The organism is Kitasatospora sp. NPDC059648 (assembly GCF_042734825.1).
Taxonomy (GTDB): Bacteria; Actinomycetota; Actinomycetes; order Streptomycetales; family Streptomycetaceae; genus Kitasatospora.
The window spans coordinates 243,977-264,041 of record NZ_JBHWDU010000001.1; the positions used below are offsets into that span (position 1 = coordinate 243,977).

The 20,065-nt window shown below is 72.1% G+C and carries 17 protein-coding genes and 1 tRNA gene; 10 read left to right on the forward strand and 8 right to left on the reverse strand.

Annotation, left to right across the window (positions count from 1 at the left end):
• Positions 1-254: 254 nt before the first annotated feature.
• Positions 255-995 carry a GPP34 family phosphoprotein gene (locus ACFV1W_RS01165; RefSeq protein ID WP_380411698.1) on the reverse strand — a complete coding sequence of 247 codons (741 nt, stop codon included), beginning with the start codon at positions 993-995 and terminating at the stop codon, positions 255-257.
• 297 nt (positions 996-1,292) lie between these two features.
• Between ACFV1W_RS01165 and ACFV1W_RS01170 the strand changes: the two genes are divergently transcribed.
• Both ACFV1W_RS01170 and ACFV1W_RS01175 read left to right on the forward strand, forming a co-directional pair.
• Positions 1,293-3,650, forward strand: coding sequence for a serine hydrolase (locus ACFV1W_RS01170; protein ID WP_380411701.1), 2,358 nt, complete (start codon positions 1,293-1,295; stop codon positions 3,648-3,650).
• A 115-nt stretch (positions 3,651-3,765) separates the two neighbouring features.
• Positions 3,766-3,838, forward strand: a tRNA-Arg gene (locus ACFV1W_RS01175).
• Positions 3,839-3,924: 86 nt separating this feature from the next.
• Here the strand turns inward: ACFV1W_RS01175 and ACFV1W_RS01180 are convergent.
• Positions 3,925-4,824: a phosphatase PAP2 family protein gene (locus ACFV1W_RS01180; protein ID WP_380411703.1), complete on the reverse strand. Its 900-nt coding sequence runs from the start codon at positions 4,822-4,824 to the stop codon at positions 3,925-3,927.
• Positions 4,825-5,246: 422 nt separating this feature from the next.
• On the opposite strand from ACFV1W_RS01180, the gene ACFV1W_RS01185 reads away from it, so the two are divergent.
• The 3 genes from ACFV1W_RS01185 (at position 5,247) to ACFV1W_RS01195 (ending at position 7,777) form a co-directional block, all read left to right on the forward strand.
• A complete protein-coding gene (locus ACFV1W_RS01185) occupies positions 5,247-6,218 on the forward strand; it encodes a sigma-70 family RNA polymerase sigma factor (protein WP_380411704.1) in 972 nt (323 codons plus the stop codon).
• A gap of 159 nt (positions 6,219-6,377) precedes the next feature.
• Positions 6,378-6,641 carry a hypothetical protein gene (locus ACFV1W_RS01190; RefSeq protein ID WP_380411705.1) on the forward strand — a complete coding sequence of 88 codons (264 nt, stop codon included), beginning with the start codon at positions 6,378-6,380 and terminating at the stop codon, positions 6,639-6,641.
• A gap of 104 nt (positions 6,642-6,745) precedes the next feature.
• A complete protein-coding gene (locus tag ACFV1W_RS01195) occupies positions 6,746-7,777 on the forward strand; it encodes an IS481 family transposase (RefSeq protein WP_380411707.1) in 1,032 nt (343 codons plus the stop codon).
• Here the strand turns inward: ACFV1W_RS01195 and mscL are convergent, their stop codons facing one another.
• From mscL to ACFV1W_RS01220, 5 genes are all read right to left on the reverse strand, one after another.
• Entirely contained in the window at positions 7,778-8,194 is a 417-nt protein-coding gene (mscL, locus tag ACFV1W_RS01200; protein WP_380411709.1) for a large conductance mechanosensitive channel protein MscL, read from the reverse strand.
• A 30-nt stretch (positions 8,195-8,224) separates the two neighbouring features.
• A complete protein-coding gene (locus tag ACFV1W_RS01205; protein WP_380411711.1) occupies positions 8,225-8,497 on the reverse strand; it encodes a hypothetical protein in 273 nt (90 codons plus the stop codon).
• A 387-nt stretch (positions 8,498-8,884) separates the two neighbouring features.
• Positions 8,885-9,211 (reverse strand): FmdB family zinc ribbon protein, encoded by a 327-nt coding sequence (locus tag ACFV1W_RS01210; RefSeq protein ID WP_380411713.1) that lies wholly within the window; start codon positions 9,209-9,211, stop codon positions 8,885-8,887.
• Between the two features lie 125 nt (positions 9,212-9,336).
• Positions 9,337-10,626, reverse strand: coding sequence for an MFS transporter (locus ACFV1W_RS01215; RefSeq protein ID WP_380411886.1), 1,290 nt, complete (start codon positions 10,624-10,626; stop codon positions 9,337-9,339).
• Between the two features lie 382 nt (positions 10,627-11,008).
• On the reverse strand, positions 11,009-12,493 hold the full coding sequence (locus ACFV1W_RS01220) for a potassium/proton antiporter (RefSeq protein WP_380411716.1): 1,485 nt from the start codon (positions 12,491-12,493) through the stop codon (positions 11,009-11,011).
• Positions 12,494-12,800: 307 nt separating this feature from the next.
• On the opposite strand from ACFV1W_RS01220, the gene ACFV1W_RS01225 reads away from it, so the two are divergent.
• Entirely contained in the window at positions 12,801-15,521 is a 2,721-nt protein-coding gene (locus ACFV1W_RS01225; protein ID WP_380411718.1) for a penicillin acylase family protein, read from the forward strand.
• 62 nt (positions 15,522-15,583) lie between these two features.
• On the opposite strand, the gene ACFV1W_RS01230 is transcribed toward ACFV1W_RS01225, so the two are convergent.
• Positions 15,584-16,159, reverse strand: coding sequence for a 5-formyltetrahydrofolate cyclo-ligase (locus ACFV1W_RS01230; protein ID WP_380411721.1), 576 nt, complete (start codon positions 16,157-16,159; stop codon positions 15,584-15,586).
• Between the two features lie 61 nt (positions 16,160-16,220).
• Between ACFV1W_RS01230 and ACFV1W_RS01235 the strand changes: the two genes are divergently transcribed.
• The 4 genes from ACFV1W_RS01235 (at position 16,221) to moaC (ending at position 20,057) form a co-directional block, all read left to right on the forward strand.
• Positions 16,221-17,129 (forward strand): GGDEF domain-containing protein, encoded by a 909-nt coding sequence (locus ACFV1W_RS01235; protein WP_380411722.1) that lies wholly within the window; start codon positions 16,221-16,223, stop codon positions 17,127-17,129.
• 51 nt (positions 17,130-17,180) lie between these two features.
• Positions 17,181-18,101, forward strand: coding sequence for a UTP--glucose-1-phosphate uridylyltransferase GalU (galU, locus tag ACFV1W_RS01240; RefSeq protein ID WP_380411725.1), 921 nt, complete (start codon positions 17,181-17,183; stop codon positions 18,099-18,101).
• Between the two features lie 26 nt (positions 18,102-18,127).
• Positions 18,128-19,465 carry a gephyrin-like molybdotransferase Glp gene (gene glp, locus ACFV1W_RS01245; protein ID WP_380411727.1) on the forward strand — a complete coding sequence of 446 codons (1,338 nt, stop codon included), beginning with the start codon at positions 18,128-18,130 and terminating at the stop codon, positions 19,463-19,465.
• Between the two features lie 151 nt (positions 19,466-19,616).
• Complete coding sequence (moaC, locus tag ACFV1W_RS01250) at positions 19,617-20,057, forward strand: cyclic pyranopterin monophosphate synthase MoaC (RefSeq protein ID WP_380411889.1); 441 nt, start codon at positions 19,617-19,619, stop codon at positions 20,055-20,057.
• Positions 20,058-20,065: the final 8 nt, after the last annotated feature.

A 20,065-nucleotide genomic window follows, 5' to 3' on the forward strand; every position in this document is an offset into this window, starting at 1 on the left:
AGGTGGTAGTGCGGCTCGGTGACTCGAACCGGTAGTGGGCGGAGGGCCCCGACGGGCCTCCGGGAACGGCAGAGGGGCGGTCGCCGGGCGACTTGCGTCGCGGGGCGACCGCCCCTCGGTGCTGCTGGTGCTGCTGGTGGCGCGGTCGTGCCGGTGGTGCTGAGCTGCGCGGTGCTGTGCGGACGGTGGTTCAGCACCTCCGAGGGGCGCGAACGGTGTGCCGCACGCTGCCGGGCGCGGCGTCGGCGGTCGGATCAGCGGACCGCGACCCGCGGAGAGGCGACCCGCCCGGCCGGTGTCCTGCCTCCTGCCCGCGCGCTGGAGCGGCCGGTGGCGGTCCCGGAACTCTGGGAAGAACGGTTCTGCTGCGTCGGCAGGCCGTTCTGCACGTCCATCACGGCGTGCGCGACCATCCCGCCCAGCGGGTCGTACCGGATCAGGTCGCGCAGGCGCGACCGTGAGGACCGGCCCTCGTTGCCCGGGTACAGGTGCTTGCCCAGCCCCACCGAGTGGGCGAGGGCCGCGAGCGCGGCCGTCCGCGGGTCCGGCGGCACGCCGGTGCGGATCGCGGTGTCCAGCCGCTGCTTGATCGCGGCGTTGGTGCAGTCGTCGGACGCCTGGTACCGCGTCGTCGGCAGCACCCCGCACACCTGCCCCGGCACGGCCGTGACCATGCCGCAGCGTTCCAGGTGCGCCAGGTAGGTCTGCCGCAGCCCCAGCCGGGGCCCGCCGATCCAGTGCGCGGCGCGGACCGGGCTACCGCGTCGTCGCAGCAGCTCCAGTGCGTGGTCAAGGGTCGGGTCGCCGGTCGGCCGTGCGAGCACGACGGCGATCCGGTCGCCCTCCGGTACGATCCGTCCGGCCAGGGACAGCTCGACGAGCTGCGCCCCGGCGAGTCCGAGGTCGAGGGTCTGCGGCTGCGCCGTGGTACCCGTGGTCGGGTCCAAAGCGAGCAGCAAGAGTTCCTCGGGAACAGTTCTGCGGCTCTTGCCCATCCAAGCCTCCCCGCGTGGATGAGACACAGGGTGACGCCTCTCACACGGGCTTGTCGAGTACGCCTCCGAATCGTGACCTTGCGGTGAAGGCGCGGAACCGGCGGCCTCGGGCCCCGCGTCTGACTCAGGAACAGACCGCGGTGCGGCCGTGCGGCGGCAATAAGCGCCGGTCGGGCGGGGTGTGGCGACTGGATCGGCCGCCGGTGGCGGAGACTGTACAGGTACACGGGGCGGGGCGTCGGCTTCCCGAAATCGGGTCTGCCGGTGCCCCGCCGGGCGTTGAGGAGGCTGGGATACGTGGGCGAGTCCCCCGACAGGGTGCTGAGGGACGGCGAGCGGGAGCAGGACCGCGAACGCGAACGGACCGGTGCGCCGGCTGCCGGGGCGTCAGCCGAGGCCGCTGCGGACACGTCTGCGGAGGGTGCGGCCGACACCTCGGTGGAGGCAGCGGAGGAGACCGGGGCGGAGGCCGGGGTCGAGGCACCCGCTGACGCGTCCGCCGAGGCACCCGCCGACACGCCGAAGGCCGGTGCCAAGGGCGGTTCGACCGTACAGCTCCGTGTCCGGGATGTGGACAGCCGGACGACGATGCTGCGGCTGCCGGTGGACAACAAGACCACCGCGCTGCGGCTGCCCGAGGAGTTGCTGAAGCCTGCCTCCGACGACGTTTCTGATGACGCGGCCGGGGAGAAGAAGGACTCGCCGAAGACTGACGGGGCGAAGGCAGCCGCCGAGCGGCCGCCCGTCGCCGACCCGCGTCTCGCCATGCGGACAGCGGCGGTGCCACCGGAGAAGGCCGACGAGAAGGCTGCGGGAAAGGCCGACGACAAGGCGGCGGAGAAGGCCGGCGGTGAGGCGGACACGCCCGACACCGACTCATCCGCCGACGCGGACTCAGACGCGGGCGCGGACGCGGACGCAGGCGCGGACGGGGGCAAGGGCAAGGACAAGGGCAAGGTCGAGGGTAAGGACAAGGGCAAGGACAAGGGCAAGGACAAGGGCCCTGAGGTCGGCCATCCCGTCGGCGCCACCGCCACCCTCGCACTGACCAAGAAGGGGGAGTCCGCTCAGACGGCGGCCGAGTCGGGCCGAAGCGGGAAGCCGGAGAAGCCCGAGCCGCTGCGCGCCCCCGCCGCCGGGACCGTCCCCGAGCCCCCGGAGCCCGCTCCGGTGCCCGAGCCGACCCCCGTGCCGAAGCCGGTGCCCGAGCCGACCCCGGCACCCAAGCCCCTCCCCGAACCCGAGCCGACCCCGGCCCCGGGCCCCCCACCGCTGCCGCCCGTCCCGCCGCTGCCCCGGCCGGAGCCGCTGCCCTCCCCGCAGCCCGCTCCGGCTCCGCCGCCGCAGCCCCAGCCCGCTCCCGAGCCCTCGCCCGAGAACACGGCCGAGGCGATGGAGGTCCTGGCCACCCTCAACGCCCGCCCGGTCTCGCCGCTGCGCCGTGCGCTCAAGCGGATCACCATCTGGACGGTCTTCCTGGCCGTGGTGCTCGGCGCGGTCGTGGTGGCCCAGCTGCTGCGCCCGCTGCCGGACCCGAAGGTGCGGATGACGACCGCGGGCACCTTCAGCTTCTCCGGCGACGCGCCCGACCTCGCCTGGCCGGCCAAGGGCCAGTCCGCCGCCGAGGTTGTCGGCGTCGGCAGCCTCGGCAGCTCGGGCCAGGAGACGCCGGCCCCGATCGCCAGCGTCACCAAGGTGATGAACGCCTACCTGATCCTGCAGAAGTACCCGCTGAAGAAGGGGGAGAGCGGGCCCAAGATCACGGTCGACCCGCAGGCCGCGCAGGAGTCCGGCAACAGCGACGAGTCCCGGGTCACCCTCACCGCAGGTCAGGAGCTCACCGAGTACCAGGCCCTGGAACTGTTGATGCTGCCGTCCGCCAACAACGTGGCCCGGTTGCTCGCCCGCTTCCACTCCGGCTCCGAGGAGGCGTTCGTCAAGCAGATGAACGACACCGCGGCCAAGTTCGGCATGACCAACACCACCTACGCCGACCCGGCGGGCTTCAACGCGGACACCAAGTCCACTGCGAAGGACCAGCTGAAGCTGGCCGAGCAGGTCATGAAGGACGACATCTTCCGACAGATCGTCTCCACCCCGGACACCACGTTCAACAACGTGAAGATCTCCAACACCAACAACCTGATCAACCCGAAGACCGGCGTCATCGGCGTCAAGACCGGCTCCAGCACCCCGGCCGGCGGCTGCCTGATGTGGGCCGCCTACAAGGAGATCGGCGGGGTGAAGCGGATGATCCTCGGCGTCACCCTGGGCCAGCAGGCCACCTCGCCCAATCCGGGCGACGGCATCCTGCCCACCGTGCTCAAGGTCAGCGGCAAGCAGATCCAGGCCGCCCAGAACGGGCTCAGCGGCCAGACCGTGGTGAAGAAGGGCGACGTCGTCGGCAGCGTGGACGACGGCCTCGGCGGCAAGGTCCCGGTCGTCGCGACCAAGGACCTCGTGGTGGCCGGCTTCCCGGGAGTCACCGGCACCATCACCCTGGACCCGGCCTCGCTCCACCACACCGAGAAGGCGGGCAAGGAGATCGGCACCCTGCGCGTGGGCTCGGGCGACGGCAAGTCGGAGGTCCCGGTGGCCCTCCAGTCCGACCTCAACCCGCCGTCCATCCAGTCCCGCCTGCTGCGCCTCCTCTGACCCCTCCCCTTCCCGACCTCCGAAGGGGGAGCCGGCCCACCCGTCTCCCCCTTCGCCGTCCCCCGCCCACCCCCGATCCGGTACGCTGTGAACGGCCTGGTCACCGACCGGCCACGCCTCAGTAGCTCAGGGGATAGAGCACGGCTCTCCTAAAGCCGGTGTCGCAGGTTCGATTCCTGTCTGGGGCACGACAGAACCGCAGTTCACAGGCCCTCCTCCCCTCCCGGGGCGGAGGGCCTGCGGCGTTTCCGGGCTTCTCGCCGGGGCCCTCCGCTCAGTGGACCGGTGCGTCCGGGCGGTCGGACGGTCCGTCCCGGCCGGGCGCGTCCGCCCCGCCACCGCCCAGTGGGTCGTCGTCCAGTGGGTCACGATCCAGCGGGGCGTCGCCCAGCGGCCCGTCAGCAGGCGGGCCCTCGGGGCGCGGGGGCCGGACGTACGGGACGATGACCCGCTGGACCCGGGGCCTGGTGCGCCAGTTGACCCGCCGTACGTCACGGGCCAGGGCGCCCGGGCGCCAGAGTTCGATCGCGGCCGTGACGACGCCCAGCACGACGCCGGCGGCCAGCCACCCCGCCACCACGTCGCTGGGCCAGTGCACCCCGAGGGCCGTCCGGGTCCAGCCGATGGTCAGGACCGTGGCCGCGGCCACCGAGCAGGCGGCGGTCCGGCCGCGGCGGTCGACCCGGTACCAGAGCAGGCCGACCAGGACGGTACAGGTGATCGCCGAGGCCATCGCGTGCCCGGAGGGGAAGGCCGGTCCGCCGGCGTGCGAGACCGGGTCGGAGAAGGCGGGCCGTTGCCGGTCGACGGCCAGCTTGAGCGCCCACTGGGCGCCCCAGCCGACCAGGGTCTGGGCGGCCACCCAGCCGGCCAGCACCCGGGCGCCGATCAGCCAGAGCCAGGCGGCCGCGATGCCCAGCAGTGCACGCATCGTGACGGGGCCGCCGATGTCGGAGAGGGTCTGCACCGCGGCGGTCCAGATCCGGTGATCCCGTGCGTAGTCGTGGAGTTCGCTGGTCCAGTCCTGGTCGAACTGGTGCAGGGGGTGCCAGTGGCCCGTCACCAGCGTCGCCAGGAGGCAGAACAGCGCGGCGCAGCCCAGCGCGAGCGACGCGTCCCGAAGAAGGCGGCGCTGACGCACAGTGACGGAACTCGTGCTGTTGGTCAGGTGCATGCCTGGTACCTTCCCAGCGTCCTGCGCCGATCGGGAGCCCGGGTGATAGCGATTCGGCATCTTTTGTGCGGAGGACCTGCGTGTGCCGGAGTGCGGGCGCGGGCGGACGCCGGGGGTGCACGGGAACGTGTGCGATCGCCCGGCTGTTCAACGAATGGGCGGCGGCCGCGTGTGCAGCCCGTGAAGGGCCGCTCCCCGATCGGTCGCGGACGGGCACCTGAGGTGTTCGATCGGTCACACAGTGTCCAGGTCCAGGATGAAAACCGGCAGGATACTGCATCGCCGGGAAGAATCTGAGCGAGTTGGGAATGTTGTCCGGAATCTGTTCGTTGGATCGTTACGTGTGAGCCCCTCGGGGCCCGCACTTCTTGCCCTTTCGGGCAGGCAGGCAGACCTCGGCAATTCCAGCAAAGGGAGCAAGCATGGCCACCCGTGCCGTCGTTCGCGACAGGGCCGACCGGACTCGCGCGGCCCGCCCGACCAACCTTGAGGCCGACCGCGACCTGGTCGGTATGTACCTCGACGAGATCGCCAGGACGCCCCTGCTCGATGCCGCCGAGGAGGTCGAGCTCTCACTGCGGATCGAGGCCGGCGTGTACGCCCAGCACATGCTGGACGAGGGCGAAATCCCCGACGGCGTCACGCGCGAGGAGCTGGAGGCGATAGCCGCCGACGCCGAGCGCGCCAAGGACGTCTTCATCCGCTCGAACCTCCGTCTGGTCGTGGCGGTCGCCCGCCGCTACCCGCGCAGCGGCCTGCCGCTGCTGGACCTCATCCAGGAGGGCAACGCCGGCCTGGTGCGCGCCGTCGAGAAGTTCGACTACTCCAAGGGCTTCAAGTTCTCCACCTACGCGACGTGGTGGATCCGGCAGGCGATCACCCGCTCGATCGCCGACCAGTCCCGTACGATCCGGCTGCCCGTGCACCTGGTCGAGGAGCTCGGCCGGATCCGCCGGGTGCAGCGCGAGAAGTCCAAGGAGCTGGGCCGCGAGGCGGAGCCGGCCGAGATCGCGGCCGAGCTGGACACCACCGAGGCCCGGATCAAGGACGTGCTGGACTGGGCGCGGGACCCGGTCAGCCTCAACATGTCGGTCGACGACGAGGGCGAGACCCAGTTCGGCGACCTGGTCGAGGACACCGGGGCGACGTCCCCCGAGGACGCCGTGATGGTCATGCTCCGCCGCGAGGAGCTGGACGACCTGATCGGGCGGCTGGACGACCGTACGGCCTCGATCATCCGGTCCCGCTACGGCATGGAGGACGGCCGCGAGCGCACCCTCACCGAGGTGGGCAAGCAGCACGGCCTCACCCGCGAGCGGATCCGCCAGATCGAGAAGCACGCGCTGGCCGAACTGAAGAAGATCGCCGACCACGCCGGCTTCGAAGCCGCCTGACGGTCGGCGACGGCGGCCGGCCACCACCCGGGCCCTGCTGCGGAGCGCTCCGCACCAGGGCCCGCGGCGTGGCGCGGGCCTCTTAGGCTGGAGGGGCAGGTCAGGACAGGGATCGGCAGGGGAGCGGCCGGGACGGCCGGACCGGACGGAGTGGACAGGGTGAGCGAGCAGCGACAGGAACAGGGACCGGGGCAGGGGCAGGCAGAGCCGGGGCGGGAGGAACAGGACCAGCGGCAGCCGAAGGCCCGGGGCGGGCAGGACACGGCCGCGGCCAAGGCCCGCCTGGTCTTCCACGACCCGCTGGACCAGCAGTCCCGGGACGACACCGACGCCGGCTGGGGCGACCGCCCCGGCGCCGGGGAGAGCGGTGGGCGGGGGCTGGACTGGTACCTGAGCCAGCGCCCGCCGCACCACGGTGACTAGGTGTATTGACCATGAGCGTTGTTGACGGTGGTCGGGCTTGATCATGGCGAAGACCTCCGGTGTGGCGGAGGTGTCTAGGCTCCACACCACACACGGAAGTCTTCGTGTCCCACCGTAATGCCCGGCTGACCGTGCACGGCAGGCGGCTCCTGGTCGAACGCGTCCGCGCAGGCCGCCCCGTGGCGCACATAGCCGCCGAGACGGGCATCTCCCGGGCCACCGCCCACAAGTGGGTGCGGCGTTGGCGGGCCGAGGGCGAGGCGGGCCTGCTGGACCGCTCCAGCCGCCCGCGCACCACCCCGCACCGCACCGCGGCCGCCGTCGAGGCCCGGGTTTGCGAGCTGCGGCGGGACCGCAAGCTCGGACCCCCCAGGATCGGCCCGATCCTCGGCATCCCGGCCTCGACGGTGCAACGGATCCCGACCAGGCACGGCCTGAACCGCCTGGCCTGGCTCGACCGGCCCACCGGCGAAGCGATACGCCGCCACGAGCGCGAACGCCCGGGCGAGCTCGTCCACGTCGACATCAAGAAACCCGGCAACATCCCCGGCGGCGGCTGGCGCACGGTCGGCCGGGAGGCCGGCGACCGCAACCGCCAGGCCACCACCACCGAACGCAGGAGCTGCAAGCCGGTGATCGGCTACAGCTATGTCCACTCCGCCGTCGACGACCACTCCCGCCTGGCCTACAGCGAGGTCCTCGCCGACGAACGCCAGGAGACCGCGGCCGCGTTCTGGCAGCGGGCCCAGGCGTTCTTCGCCGACCACGGCATCACCGTCGAACGTGTCCTGACCGACAACGGCTCCTGCTACAGGTCCAGGCTCTTCACCCGGACCCTGACCGATGCCGGCATCACCCACAAGCGCATCCGCCCCTACCGGCCGCAGACCAACGGCAAAGTCGAACGCTTCAACCGCACCCTGCTCGACGAACGGGCCTACCAGCGGCCCCACACCAGCAACCACGAACGAACCGCCGCCCTGGCCGACTTCCTGCACCAGGACAACTACCATCGCTGCCACACCGCACTCGGAGGCAAGCCACCGATCAGCCGCGTGAACAACCCTGCGGGTCAATACACCCAGGGGGAACGGGGGAGCGAAGGACCGGGGAAAGGGAGTTGGGGATCGGGGTGACTAGCGTGTCGTGACCAGTGCGTCGCGGATCTCGGTCAGCAGTTGGACCTCCTTGGCCTCGGCCTCGGCCGCCTCCTCGGCGACGGTCTTGCGCCTGGCCGCCAACCGGTTCATCGGCACGATCAGGACGAAGTAGACGACGGCGGCGGTGATCAGGAACTGCAGGGCGGCGCTGAGCACCGAGCCCCACAGGATGAGGACCCCGGACGTGACCTCACCGGTGCCGCTCACCTCGCAGGGCCCCTTGAGGCAGGAACTGTAGGACGCCAGGTCCTTCGTCCCGAACGCACCGACGATCGGATTGATCACGCCCTTGACGAAGGCGTTGACGATGTTGGTGAAGGCCGCGCCGATGACCACGGCGACGGCGAGTTCGACGACATTTCCACGCAGCAGGAATTCCTTGAAGCCTTTCATGCCGCCTCGAACGACGAAGTCGTTCCGGGGTTACGGGTGGTCTTCCGCGATCCCGGATTGACAACCCGTACGGCCCACCGCGCCCTCCGAGGGCGGCGGCAGTCCGGCCCGCGCGGGCCCGAACGCCAACGCCGCGGCCACCGCGAGCAGCACCAGCGCGGGCACCCCGGCCCGGCGTCGGACGGCCCGGCGCCAGCGGTGCCACCCGCCGCACCCGCGCCGGATCGGCGGGAAGCTCGGCACCTCCTGCCGCGGCGGCACGGTGGGCGCGGGCAGCGGAACGGACGGGCTCATGGCCGTCATCGGGGCACCTCCGGACTCGGTCGGTCGTCACACGGGGTCGGACGCCGCGCGGTCGGTCGCCGCTCGGTGACCACACGATGCGCGCTTGTGCCACTGCTGGAAAGCCGGTTCCCACAGCCTGTGGACAACCCCGCCCCTGTGGACAACTTCGTACACCCGCACGAGTGAGTCCGACCTCCGAGAGCTGACGTAGGCCGCGCAAGCGGCACCGCGGGAACACGAGACCCGGGAACGCGGGAAGGCGCGGGAACACGAGACCCGGGAACGCGGGAACACGCGACGCCGGAATGCCGGAATGCGAAAAGGCCCGCCGCCCCCGCGCGAAGCGGGGCCGACGGGCCTTCCCGTGAAGCCTCAGGAGCCCCCCGGAATCCCGGGGAGCCGAGCTCAGCTCGCGGCCGCAGCCGGGCTGCTGGACGAGCTGGAGGTGCTCGACGAGGACGAGCCCGAAGAGCCGGAAGCGCTCGACGAACCCGACGCCGACGACGACGTCGAGGAGCCGGCGGACGAACCCGCGCCCACCGAGCTGCTGGAGGACGAGCGGCTGTCGGTCCGGTAGAAGCCCGAGCCCTTGAACACGACGCCCACGGCCGAGAAGACCTTGCGGAGCCGTCCCTGGCAGTCGGGGCACGTGGTCAGCGCCTCGTCGGTGAACTTCTGCACCGCCTCCAGGCCGTTGCCGCACTCGGTGCACTGGTACTGGTACGTGGGCACTTGTCTTCCTCCTGGCACTCTCGCCTGATGAGTGCTAACGATGGTCAATGATGCGGTATTCCGTTGGATCAGTCCAGCGAATCCGGTGTGAGATGAGCCGGTACGGGCCGCGTCCGACCGATCGCTCAGCCCTTGGCCGTGCCGACCAGCTGCGCCGGGGCGCCGTGCTCGCCGGACCCCGCCACCACGTGACCGCTCCTGACCGGGGGGACCAGCAGGTGCCGCATCGACCCCAGCGCGACCAGCCCCAGACCGGCGCCGACCAGCGGGACCAGGAACCCGGCGGACGGCCCGTGGCCGTCGATCAGCCGCCCGGCCACCATCGAGCCGACGGCCAGGCCCAGGCCGATGGCGCCGGTCAGCCAGGTGAAGGCCTCCGTCTTGGCGCCGTCCTCGACCAGGGTCTCGACCAGGGTGTAGCCGCTGATCAGGGTCGGAGCGATGGCCAGACCGCAGAACAGTCCGGCGATCGACAGCGTGACGAGGTCGGGCATCGCCCACAGCGTCGAGCAGCCCACCACCAGCAGTGCGTAGCTGATGACCATCCGGTGCTGGACGGCCCGGCGCCAGGCGATGACGCCGTAGAGCACGCCGGCCACCATCGAGCCGCCGGCGAAGATCCCGTACACGGTGCCGGCGGCGGCGTGCTGGCCGACCGAGTCGGCGAAGGCGTTGACCGAGACCTGCATCCCGCCGAACACGGCCCCCACCCCGAGGATCACTCCGGCCAGCAGCCGGACGCCGGGGGAGGCCAGCGCGGAGGCGCGGCGCGCGCCGGGCCGGGTGGCGGTCCGGGCGGGCGCGGTGCGGCGCTGGGCGGCGAAGACCAGGCCGCCCACGAGGGTCAGCGCGGCCTCGGTGACCAGCGCGGCGGACGGGCTGACCGAGGTGGCGATCTTGGCGGCCAGGATCGGGCCGATCACGAAGGTGAACTCGTCCGTCACCGACTCGAAGGCGAACGCGGTGCTCACCTTGGCCGCCGAGGAGGCGGACGCGCCCTCGGCGCCGATCGTGGCGATCCAGCGGGCCCGGACCATCGCGCCGATCTGCGGAACGCTCGCACCGGCCGGAACGGCGGCCAGGAACAGGCTCCAGGCCGGCGCGTGGCCGAGTGCCAGGGTGAGCAGCAGGCCGACCGCGGCCGCGTGCACCGCGACGGTCGGGACGAGGACGGCGGCCTGTCCGTACCGGTCGGCGAGCCGCCCGGTCTGCGGGCCGATCAGCGCCTGCGCGACGGCGGCGATCGCCGTGACGGTGCCTGCGGTCCCGTACGAGCCGTGGGTGTCCTTGACGAGCAGCAGGATGCCCATGCTGAGCATCGCGTAGGGCAGCCGCGCGACGAAGGCGGGGGCCAGGAACGTCCAGGCGCCGGGCGTGCGCAGCAGCGCGCCGTAGCCGACCTTGGCCGGTGCGATCGCGCTGTCGGGGGTGCCGGCCGCGGTGTCCGGAGCGGTGTCCGGAGTGGAGTCCGCGGCGATCTCGACCGTTCGGCGGGCCGTCACGGTCGGTCCTTCCTGCTGCCTGGTAGCGCGGCAGGGCATGGGGTGGCCCCGACGGCGCCGAGAGTCGTCCTCTCGCGCGTCGACCGGGGTAGATACCGGGCCGGCCGGGCCTGGTGGGCCGGGGCCGGACCGCGGCCGCCGAGCGGTCGCGCCAACTCTGCGTCAGGCAGATGCTGGGGGTGGTCTAGCGGTAGTTATACGGCGTAGTCGAACCAGCATACAGTTACGCGCGTAGATTCCGCCAGGCCACCCGACTTCCGGCCCCTGCGGCCCCGGGCCGGCCGAGGAGCCGGGGTCACCGCCCGTTCAGCCATCCGGCCAGCTTGCCGCCCCTGTCCACGGCCCGCAGCCGCCGCTCCGCCGCCTCGCTCACCTCGTCCGTGGTGACCACCAGCAGCTCGTCCCCGCCGCGCAGCATCGTCGCCTTGTCCGGCACGAACGAGTTGCCCTCCCGCACGACCAGGGTGACCGCCGCCCCCTTGGGCAGCCGCAGCTCGCTGATCTCCACCCCGGACATCCGCGAGATCGGCGAGAGCGTGACCGCCAGCAGGTGTCCGTGCAGCTTCTCCAGCGGCGCGGACTCGATGTCGAGGTCCTGGCCCATCGCGCCCTCGCCGATCTTCAGCCGCTTGGCCATCCAGGGCAGGGTCGGCCCCTGGAGCAGGGTGAAGACGACGACCAGGATGAAGACGATGTTGAACACGTCCTCGGCCTTGTGGGCGCCGGAGACCACCGGGATGGTGGCCAGCACGATGGGCACCGCGCCGCGCAGGCCGGCCCAGCTCAGCAGGGCCTGCTCGCGGCCGGGCACCTTGAAGGGGGTCATCGTGAGCACCACGGACAGCGGCCGGGCCAGGAAGACCAGCACCGTGCCGACCACCAGCGCGGGCACCACGGCGTCGCCCATGCTCTCGGGTGCGGCGAGCAGCCCGAGCAGCACGAACATGCCGATCTGCCCTATCCAGGCCAGCCCGTCGGCGAAGCCGCGCACGGCCGGTCCGTGCGGGAGCTTGGAGTTCCCGAGGATCACCGCGCTGACGTAGACGGCGAGGAAGCCGGAGCCGTGCAGCAGCGAGCCGCCGGCGTAGGCGAGCACGGTCAGCGCCACCACGGCGATCGGGTAGAGACCCGAGGAGGGCAGCGCGACGTGCTTCACCGCGAACGCGCCGAGCTTGCCGACGGCCAGGCCGATCGCCGCGCCGATCGCCAGTTCGGCGACGATCGTGCCGAGCAGCACGTACCAGGTGTCCAGTTCGCCGGCGGAGGCGAAGGCGACGACCAGGATGACCACGGGCGCGTCGTTGAAGCCGGACTCGGCCTCCAGCAGGCCGGTGAGCCGGTGCGGCAGCGGGACCATCCGCAGCACCGAGAAGACGGCCGCGGCGTCGGTGGAGGAGACGATCGCGCCGAGCAGCAGCGAGGTCCGCCAGTCCAGGCCGACCAGCCAGTGGGCGCCGGCCGCCGTGACGAAGACGCTGATCCCGACGCCGACGGTGGCCAGCGCGGTGGCCGCCGGCAACGACGGTCTGACATCGCGCCAGACGGTCTTGAGGCCGCCCTCGGCCAGGATCACCACGAGTGCCGCGTAGCCGAGCACCTGGGTCAGTTGGGCGTTGTTGAAGGTGACGCCGATCCCGTTCTGGCCCAGTGCCACGCCGATCCCGAGGTAGATCAGCAGACTGGGCAGTCCTGATCGGGTCGAGAACCGGACGGCGACCACCGCGAAGAGCAGGATCACGGAGGCTTCGAGCAGGAGCTGGTTCAGATGGGCGACGTTCACGCAGTGGCACCTCGGGCAGGCATGGGCGGGCGGGGTGTCAGGTGGTGCAGGGCTGTCAGGTGGTGCGGGGGTGTCAGTGGTGCAGGGGGTTCCGTCTGTACGGAGAGCAGCGCTGTCGAGCACCGCCCCGCTAAGAAGTCGTCAATGCTCCTGTTGCGGATCGTTACGCAGTCTAACATTTTGCCATATCTTTAGTTTGGTCCCCCGTTCACGGCGCTCCGCCGACTCGGCCTAATGTGGTTCCCTGTCACGGCCGCAGGCCCTGGACACGCCCGCCCGCCCCGAAGTCAGGACCGCAAGGACCCAGATGCCCCGCTCGAAGAAGTTCCGGCGCGCCCGTCTGATCGTGATCGTGCTGGTCGTGCTGCTGGTGGCCGGCGTCGGCTACGGCGGCTACCGCGGGGTCACCGCGGTCCGTGCGTCCTTTCCGGAGGTGGACGGCACGGTCAAGGTGGCGGGCCTGAGCGCGCCGGTCGACGTCAAGCGCGATGCCAACGGCATCCCGCAGCTGTACGCGGACACCTCCGAGGACCTGTTCCGCGCCCAGGGCTACGTCCAGGCCCAGGACCGCTTCTGGGAGATGGACGTCCGCCGGCACGTCACCGCGGGCCGGCTCTCCGAGATGTTCGGCGACAGCCAGGTCGACACCGACTCCTTCATCCGCACCATGGGCTGGCGCCAGGTGGCCCAGAAGGAGTACGACACCAAGCTCTCGCCGGAGACCAAGAAGTACCTCCAGGCCTACGCGGACGGCGTGAACGCCTGGCTCGCCGAGCACCCCGGCGGGGAGAAGGCCTCGCTGGAGTACGCCATGCTCGGCGCCGTCAACAGCGGCTACAAGCCCGAGCAGTGGACGCCGGTGGACTCGGTGGCCTGGCTCAAGGCGATGGCCTGGAACCTCTCCGGGAACCTCCAGGAGGAGATCGACCGCTCGCTGCTCGCCCAGGACTTCGGCCCGGACAAGATCGCCGAGCTGTACCCGGAGTACCCGTACTCCCGCAGCGGCACGATCGTGAAGACCGGCACCGTCAGCGGCGACACCTACCGCCCGGCCGACGGCTCCGCCCAGCCCGGCGCGTCCCCCGGCGGCGGCACCGCCCAGGGCGCCACCACGACCAGGGCGCTGGTCCAGGGCCTCACCGACCGGATCGACGGGATGCCGCAGCTGCTCGGCCGCCCCGGCCAGGGCATCGGCTCCAACTCCTGGGTGGTCGCGGGCTCCCACACCACCACCGGCAAGCCGCTGCTGGCCAACGACCCGCACCTCGGCCCCGGCCTGCCCTCGGTCTGGTACCAGATGGGCCTGCACTGCCGGACCGCCTCCCCGGCCTGCCAGTTCGACGTCTCCGGCTTCACCTTCGCCGGCATGCCCGGCGTGGTGATCGGCCACAACAAGGACATCGCCTGGGGCTTCACCAACCTGGGCGCCGACGTGAGCGACCTCTACCTGGAGAAGGTGACCGGCCCGGACACCTACCAGGTCGACGGCAAGGACGAGAAGTTCGACCTCCGCAAGGAGACCATCAAGGTCGCCGGCGGCGAGGACCGCACCATCACCGTCCGCACCACCAAGACCGGCGCCCCGCTCATCTCCGACACGAGCACCGAGCAGCAGAACGTCGGCAAGTACGCGCCCAACGGCAGCTCCGCCCCCGACCGCGGCACCGGCGGCTACGGCGTCGCGCTGCAGTGGACGGCGCTCAGCCCCGGCAGGACCATGGACGCCGTGTTCGAGCTGGACAGGGCGAAGAACTGGGACGACTTCCGGAACGCCGCCAAGGACTTCGCCGTCCCCGCGCAGAACCTGATCTACGCCGACGCCAAGAACATCGGCTACCAGGCCCCGGGCGTCATCCCGGTGCGCGGCAAGGGCGACGGCTCCATGCCCGCCCCGGGCTGGGACTCGTCGTACCAGTGGAAGCCGGACCCGGTCCCCTTCACCGCCCTGCCGTACAGCTTCAACCCGGCCGTGGGCTACATCGTCACCGCCAACCAGGCCGTGGTCGACCCGAACTACAAGTACAACCTGACCAAGGACTGGGAGTACGGCACCCGGGCCAAGGAGATCACCGACCAGATCGAGGGCCTGCTCAAGAACAACGGCAAGATCTCGCCGGACGACATGCAGACCCTCCAGCTGGACAACACCAGCATCATGGCCAAGACGCTGGTCCCGCTGCTGCTCAAGCAGCAGATCGACGACCCTTACGTGCGCCGGGCCCAGGACCTGCTGAAGGACTGGAACTACCACCAGGACGCCGACTCGGCCGCCGCCGCCTACTACAACGGCGTCTGGCGCAACCTGCTCAGCCTCGCCTTCGGCCAGAAGTTCCCGGCCGACATCCGGGCCAAGGACAACTGCCTGCTGGTGCGCCAGCAGGACGACCCGACCAAGCCGGACAGCTCCAGCAAGATCGTCACCCAGTGCGGCACCCGCGACCCGGGCAAGGCCCAGCCGGACGGCGGCGACCGCTGGACCGAGGTGGTCCGCGCCCAGCTCGACAAGCCCGACAGCTCGTGGTGGACGTACATCGACTCCCAGCACAAGGAGCAGAAGGGCCTGGACAACCTGCTCAAGGAGGCGATGAAGAACGCCCGGCAGGACCTGACCTCGCTGCTCGGCAAGGACATCTCCACCTGGAGCTGGGGCCGCCTGCACAAGCTGGAGCTGCGCGAGCAGACCCTCGGCACCGACAACTCCTCGATCGCCTCCGGCGCCGTCCACAAGCTGCTCAACCGCGGCCCGTACCGCCTCTCCGGCGGCTCGGCGGCGGTCGACGCGGCCGGCTGGAACGCGGCGGCCGGCTACCAGGTGGACTGGATCCCGTCGATGCGGATGGTGGTCGACCTGAACGACCTGGACTCCTCGCGCTGGATCAACGTCGGCGGCGAGTCCGGCCACGCCTTCCATGCGAACTACAACGACCAGACCGACCTCTGGCTCAAGGGCAAGCTGCTGACCTGGGCGTTCACCCCGGACGCGGTCGAGAAGGCCACCAAGCACAAGCTGGTGCTCACCACCGGCTGACGCCCGTACGGCACGCGCACCGCGGCCCCGCTCCCCTCCGGGGGAGCGGGGCCGCCGCCGTCTCAGCCGAGCGCCCGCACTCCCGAGGGCGTGACCGCGAGGTCCACCGGCAGGTCGTGCGGCTCGGCCGGCACGCGGTCCAGCAACTCGTGCTCGTACAGCAGCACGGCCAGCACCGGCCGCACCCCCGCCCGGCCCAGCCGGGCCAGCACCCGGTCGTAGCTGCCACCGCCCCGGCCCAGCCGCAGCCCGCCCCGGTCCACCGCCAGGCCCGGCAGCAGCACCACCGAGGCGCCCGTCACGGCCTCCGGCCCGAGCCGCGGCCCGACCGGCTCCAGCAGCCCCCGCGCGGCCGGGGCCAGCGACTGCGGCCCCTCGTACTCGGCCCAGTCCAGGTCGTTGTCGGGCAGCAGCACCGGCAGCAGCACCCGCACCCCGCTCTCCCGCAGCGCGTCCAGCAGCGGCCTGGTCCCGGGTTCCGCGCCCACCGAGACGTAGGCGGCCACCGTGGAGCCCGGCGCGGCCAGCTCCCAGGCGTGCCCGGCGAGTGCGTCAGCCGCCTCCGCGCGCCCCTCGACGGTGAGCGCGCGGCGCCGCGTCAACAGCCGTGTCCTCAGGTCGCTCTTCTCGTTGTGCACCGGATCCTCCACGTCCGAAAACCGTGACGCGCAGAGCCTGACACGCGAAAGGGCGCCCCGATTGTCCACCCCGTTGCTGGTCCACGCCCTGGCCGCGCTGAGCGCCCCCGCGCTGGCCGGCGCCACCGTACTCGGACTGCGCGTGCGCCGGGAGCGGACCGAGGCCGCCGAGGACCGGGAGCGGCTGAACGGCCGGATCGCCGAACTGGAGGAGCGCTGCGCCGAACTGGAGCGCACCGCCTCCTGCGACTCGCTCACCGGCGTCTGGAACTACCGCCACCTGCAGCTCACCCTGGACCGGGAGATCGAACGGGCCCGCCGGGCCGAGCACTCCGACCAGGCCGACGGCCCGCGCCCGCTGGCCGTGCTGCTTCTGGAGATCGCCGGCTTCGACGCGGTCATCGCCGAGCACGGCCGCGCCCGGGGCAACGCCGTGCTGCGCGACCTCGCCCAGCGGCTCGCGATGGAGATCCGCCGGGCCGACACCCTGGGCCGCTACAGCGGCGAGGAGTTCCTGGTGGTGCTGCCGGACACCGGCGCCGAGGGCGCGGTGCAGGTCGCCGAGCGGCTGGTCTGGTCGGTCCGCCGGCACCTGCTGCTCGACTGGTCCTCCGGCACCCGGGAGCCCCGCCCGGCCGGGGGCAACGGACTGACCGCCGCCGTCGGCATCGCCGTGCTGCCCGAGGACGGCACCCACGCGGCCGTCCTGGTCCGCTCCGCGGACGCCGCGCTGGCCGCGGCACGGGCGGCCGGCGGCGACTGCTGGCGGATCGCCCCGCGCCCCGGGCAGCCCCCCGGCGGGCCCCGTGAACAGCCGGCTCCGGCCCCGGAGCGGCCGCCGACTGCCGAACGTGACCGTTCGGGAAAGCCGGGTAGTCTGTCGGCCTGTACCGGAGGGGACCCCCTTGCCCAACCGGTCGCTTCCCATACGCCTGCCAATGTGGCCGTGCCCCGGGACGTGCTGTCCTAGCCGTCCGACCGTGCTCGGCCGGGCGAAAACGTGCCTGAGTAAGGTAAACGCATGACGACGACCACCTCCCGAATTCCGGTAACCAAGGCCGTGGTACCCGCGGCCGGACTGGGCACCCGCTTCCTTCCGGCGACCAAGGCCACCCCGAAGGAGATGCTGCCCGTCGTCGACAAGCCGGCCATCCAGTACGTCGTCGAGGAGGCCTCCGCCGCGGGCCTGTCCGACATATTGATGGTCACCGGCCGCAACAAGCGCGCGCTGGAGGACCACTTCGACCGCGCCTACGAGCTGGAGGAGCTGCTCGTCCGCAAGGGCGACGAGGACCGCCTGCGCCGGGTCCGCGAGTCCGTCGAGCTGGCCAACATGCACTACGTCCGCCAGGGCGACCCGAAGGGCCTCGGCCACGCCGTCTCCGTCGCGGAGCAGCACGTCGCCGGCCAGCCTTTCGCCGTCCTGCTCGGCGACGACCTGATCGACCCGCGCGACCCGCTGCTCGCCCGCATGATCGAGGTGCAGCAGGAGCTCGGCGGCTCGGTCGTCGCCCTCATGGAGGTCGACCCCTCCCAGATCCACCTCTACGGCTGCGCCGCCGTCAAGGCCAACGGCTTCGGCGAGGACGTCTTCCAGGTGACCGACCTGGTCGAGAAGCCCGAGCCCGGCGAGGCCCCCTCCAACTACGCCGTCATCGGCCGCTACGTCCTGGACCCGCTGGTCTTCGACGTGCTGCGCGAGACCCCGCCCGGCCGCGGCGGCGAGATCCAGCTCACCGACGCCCTGCGCGAGCTGACCACCCGCGAGGCCGAGGCCGGCGGCCAGGTGCACGGCGTGCTCTTCAAGGGCCGCCGCTACGACACCGGCGACCGCGCCGACTACCTGCGCGCTATCGTCCGACTGGCCGCCGAGCGCGAGGACCTGGGCCCGGAGTTCCGCTCCTGGCTGCGGGAGTTCGTCGGCTCCGAGCTGCAGGACTGATCTCACACACAGAGAGCGAGCCGCCGATGACCGGGTCCACGGAGCACAGCACCACCCCCGCAGCCTGCTGCGACGGGTCCGCGGACCGGGCACCGGCGGCTCCTCGCTTCTGGACGGTGGACGAGCACCTCGCCGACGTGCTGGCCGCGGTCGGCCCGCTGCCCGCGATCGAGCTCCAACTGCTCGACGCCCAGGGCTGCCGACTGGACGAGGACGTGGTCGCCGAGGGCGACCTGCCGCCGTTCGACAACAGCTCGATGGACGGCTACGCGCTGCGCACCGCCGACACCGAGGGTGCCACCGACATCTACCCCTCGGTGCTCACGGTGGTCGGCGACATCGCCGCCGGCGCGGGCGAACTGCCCAAGGTCGGCCCCGGCCAGGCCGCCCGGATCATGACCGGCGCACCCCTGCCGCCCGGCGCCCAGGCCGTCGCCCCGGTCGAGTGGACCGACGGCGGCACCGGCACCGGGACGGCCGCCGCCGCGATGACCGCGCCGGTCGCCGACGAGGAGGTCCGGGTGCTGCGCCCGGTCTCCGAGGGAGCCCACATCCGCCGCCGCGGCAGCGACGTCGCCGCCGGCACCACCGTCCTGGCGGCCGGCACCCGCCTCGGCCCCACCCAGCTCGGCCTGCTCGCCGCGGTGGGCCGGGCCACCGTGAAGGTCCGCCCGCGCCCCCGGGTGGTGGTGCTCTCCACCGGCAGCGAGCTGGTCCAGCCCGGCGAGCCGATCGGGCCCGGACAGATCACCGACTCCAACAGCTTCACCCTCACCGCCGCCGCCCAGGAGGCCGGCGCCATCGCCTACCGGGTCGGCGGCGTCCCGGACGACGCGGGCCTGCTGCGCGCAGTCCTGGAGGACCAGCTCGGCCGGGCCGACCTGATCGTCACCAGCGGCGGGGTCAGCGTCGGCGCGTACGACGTGGTCAAGGAGGTCTTCGAGTCCTACGGGGGTGTCGACTTCCGCAAGCTCCGGATGCAGCCCGGCAAGCCCCAGGGCTTCGGCCGGATCGGCGGCGCGGCCGGGGTGCCGCTGCTCGCCCTGCCGGGCAACCCGGTGAGCGCCTACATCTCCTTCGAGCTCTTCGTCCGCCCGGTCATCCGCACGATGCTGGGCGCGGCCGACGTCCACCGGCCGGTGGTGCGCGCGCTCTGCCCGTCCGCGCTGCGCTCCCCGGCCGGCCGCCGGCAGTTCCTGCGCGGCCGCTACTCGGCGGCCGACGGCACGGTGGAGCCGGTGGGCGGCGCCGACTCGCACCTGGTCGGTGCACTGGCCCGGGCGAACTGCCTGATCACCGTCCCCGAGGACACCACCGAGCTGCCGGCCGGCAGCGAGGTCGACGTGGTGCTGCTGGACTCCTGACGGACCAGGCGGGGAGTGGCTGCCGCACCCGGCGTGCGGGGGGAGCGGTACCGTAGCGCGGTATTCGACCTGCGCGCCCCTGGAGTTACCCGTGACGACACCGAACCCCGGCGACCGACTCACCCACGTCGACGAGCAGGGCGCCGCCCGGATGGTCGACGTGTCCGAGAAGGCCACCACCGCGCGCACCGCCGTCGCCGCCGGCCGGGTCCGGGTCTCCCCGCGGGTGGTGGAGCTGCTGCGCGGCGAGGGCGTGCCCAAGGGAGACGCCCTCGCGGTGGCCCGGATCGCCGGGATCATGGGCGCCAAGCGGACCCCGGACCTGATCCCGCTCTGCCACCCGATCGCGGTCTCCGGCGTCAAGGTCGACCTCGCCGTCGCGGACGACGCGGTCGAGATCACCGCCACCGTGAGGACCGCCGACCGCACCGGCGTCGAGATGGAGGCGCTGACCTCGGTGACGGTCGCCGCGCTGACCGTGATCGACATGGTCAAGGCCGTGGACAAGGGCGCCGCCATCGAGTCGGTCCGAGTGCTCAGCAAGACCGGCGGCAAGAGCGGCGACTGGTTCGCGCCGGAGGTGGCGGAGTGAGCGCGCGG

Excerpts from the sequence above, each read along its gene's own strand:
- ACFV1W_RS01165 (WP_380411698.1), bottom strand. The coding sequence starts at position 995 with ATGGGCAAGAGCCGCAGAACTGTTCCCGAGGAACTCTTGCTGCTCGCT.
- ACFV1W_RS01180 (WP_380411703.1), bottom strand. The coding sequence starts at position 4,824 with ATGCACCTGACCAACAGCACGAGTTCCGTCACTGTGCGTCAGCGCCGC.
- ACFV1W_RS01185 (WP_380411704.1), top strand. The coding sequence starts at position 5,247 with ATGGCCACCCGTGCCGTCGTTCGCGACAGGGCCGACCGGACTCGCGCG.
- mscL (WP_380411709.1), bottom strand. The coding sequence starts at position 8,194 with ATGAAAGGCTTCAAGGAATTCCTGCTGCGTGGAAATGTCGTCGAACTC.
- ACFV1W_RS01205 (WP_380411711.1), bottom strand. The coding sequence starts at position 8,497 with ATGACGGCCATGAGCCCGTCCGTTCCGCTGCCCGCGCCCACCGTGCCG.
- ACFV1W_RS01225 (WP_380411718.1), top strand. The coding sequence starts at position 12,801 with ATGCCCCGCTCGAAGAAGTTCCGGCGCGCCCGTCTGATCGTGATCGTG.
- galU (WP_380411725.1), top strand. The coding sequence starts at position 17,181 with ATGACGACGACCACCTCCCGAATTCCGGTAACCAAGGCCGTGGTACCC.
- glp (WP_380411727.1), top strand. The coding sequence starts at position 18,128 with ATGACCGGGTCCACGGAGCACAGCACCACCCCCGCAGCCTGCTGCGAC.
- moaC (WP_380411889.1), top strand. The coding sequence starts at position 19,617 with ATGGTCGACGTGTCCGAGAAGGCCACCACCGCGCGCACCGCCGTCGCC.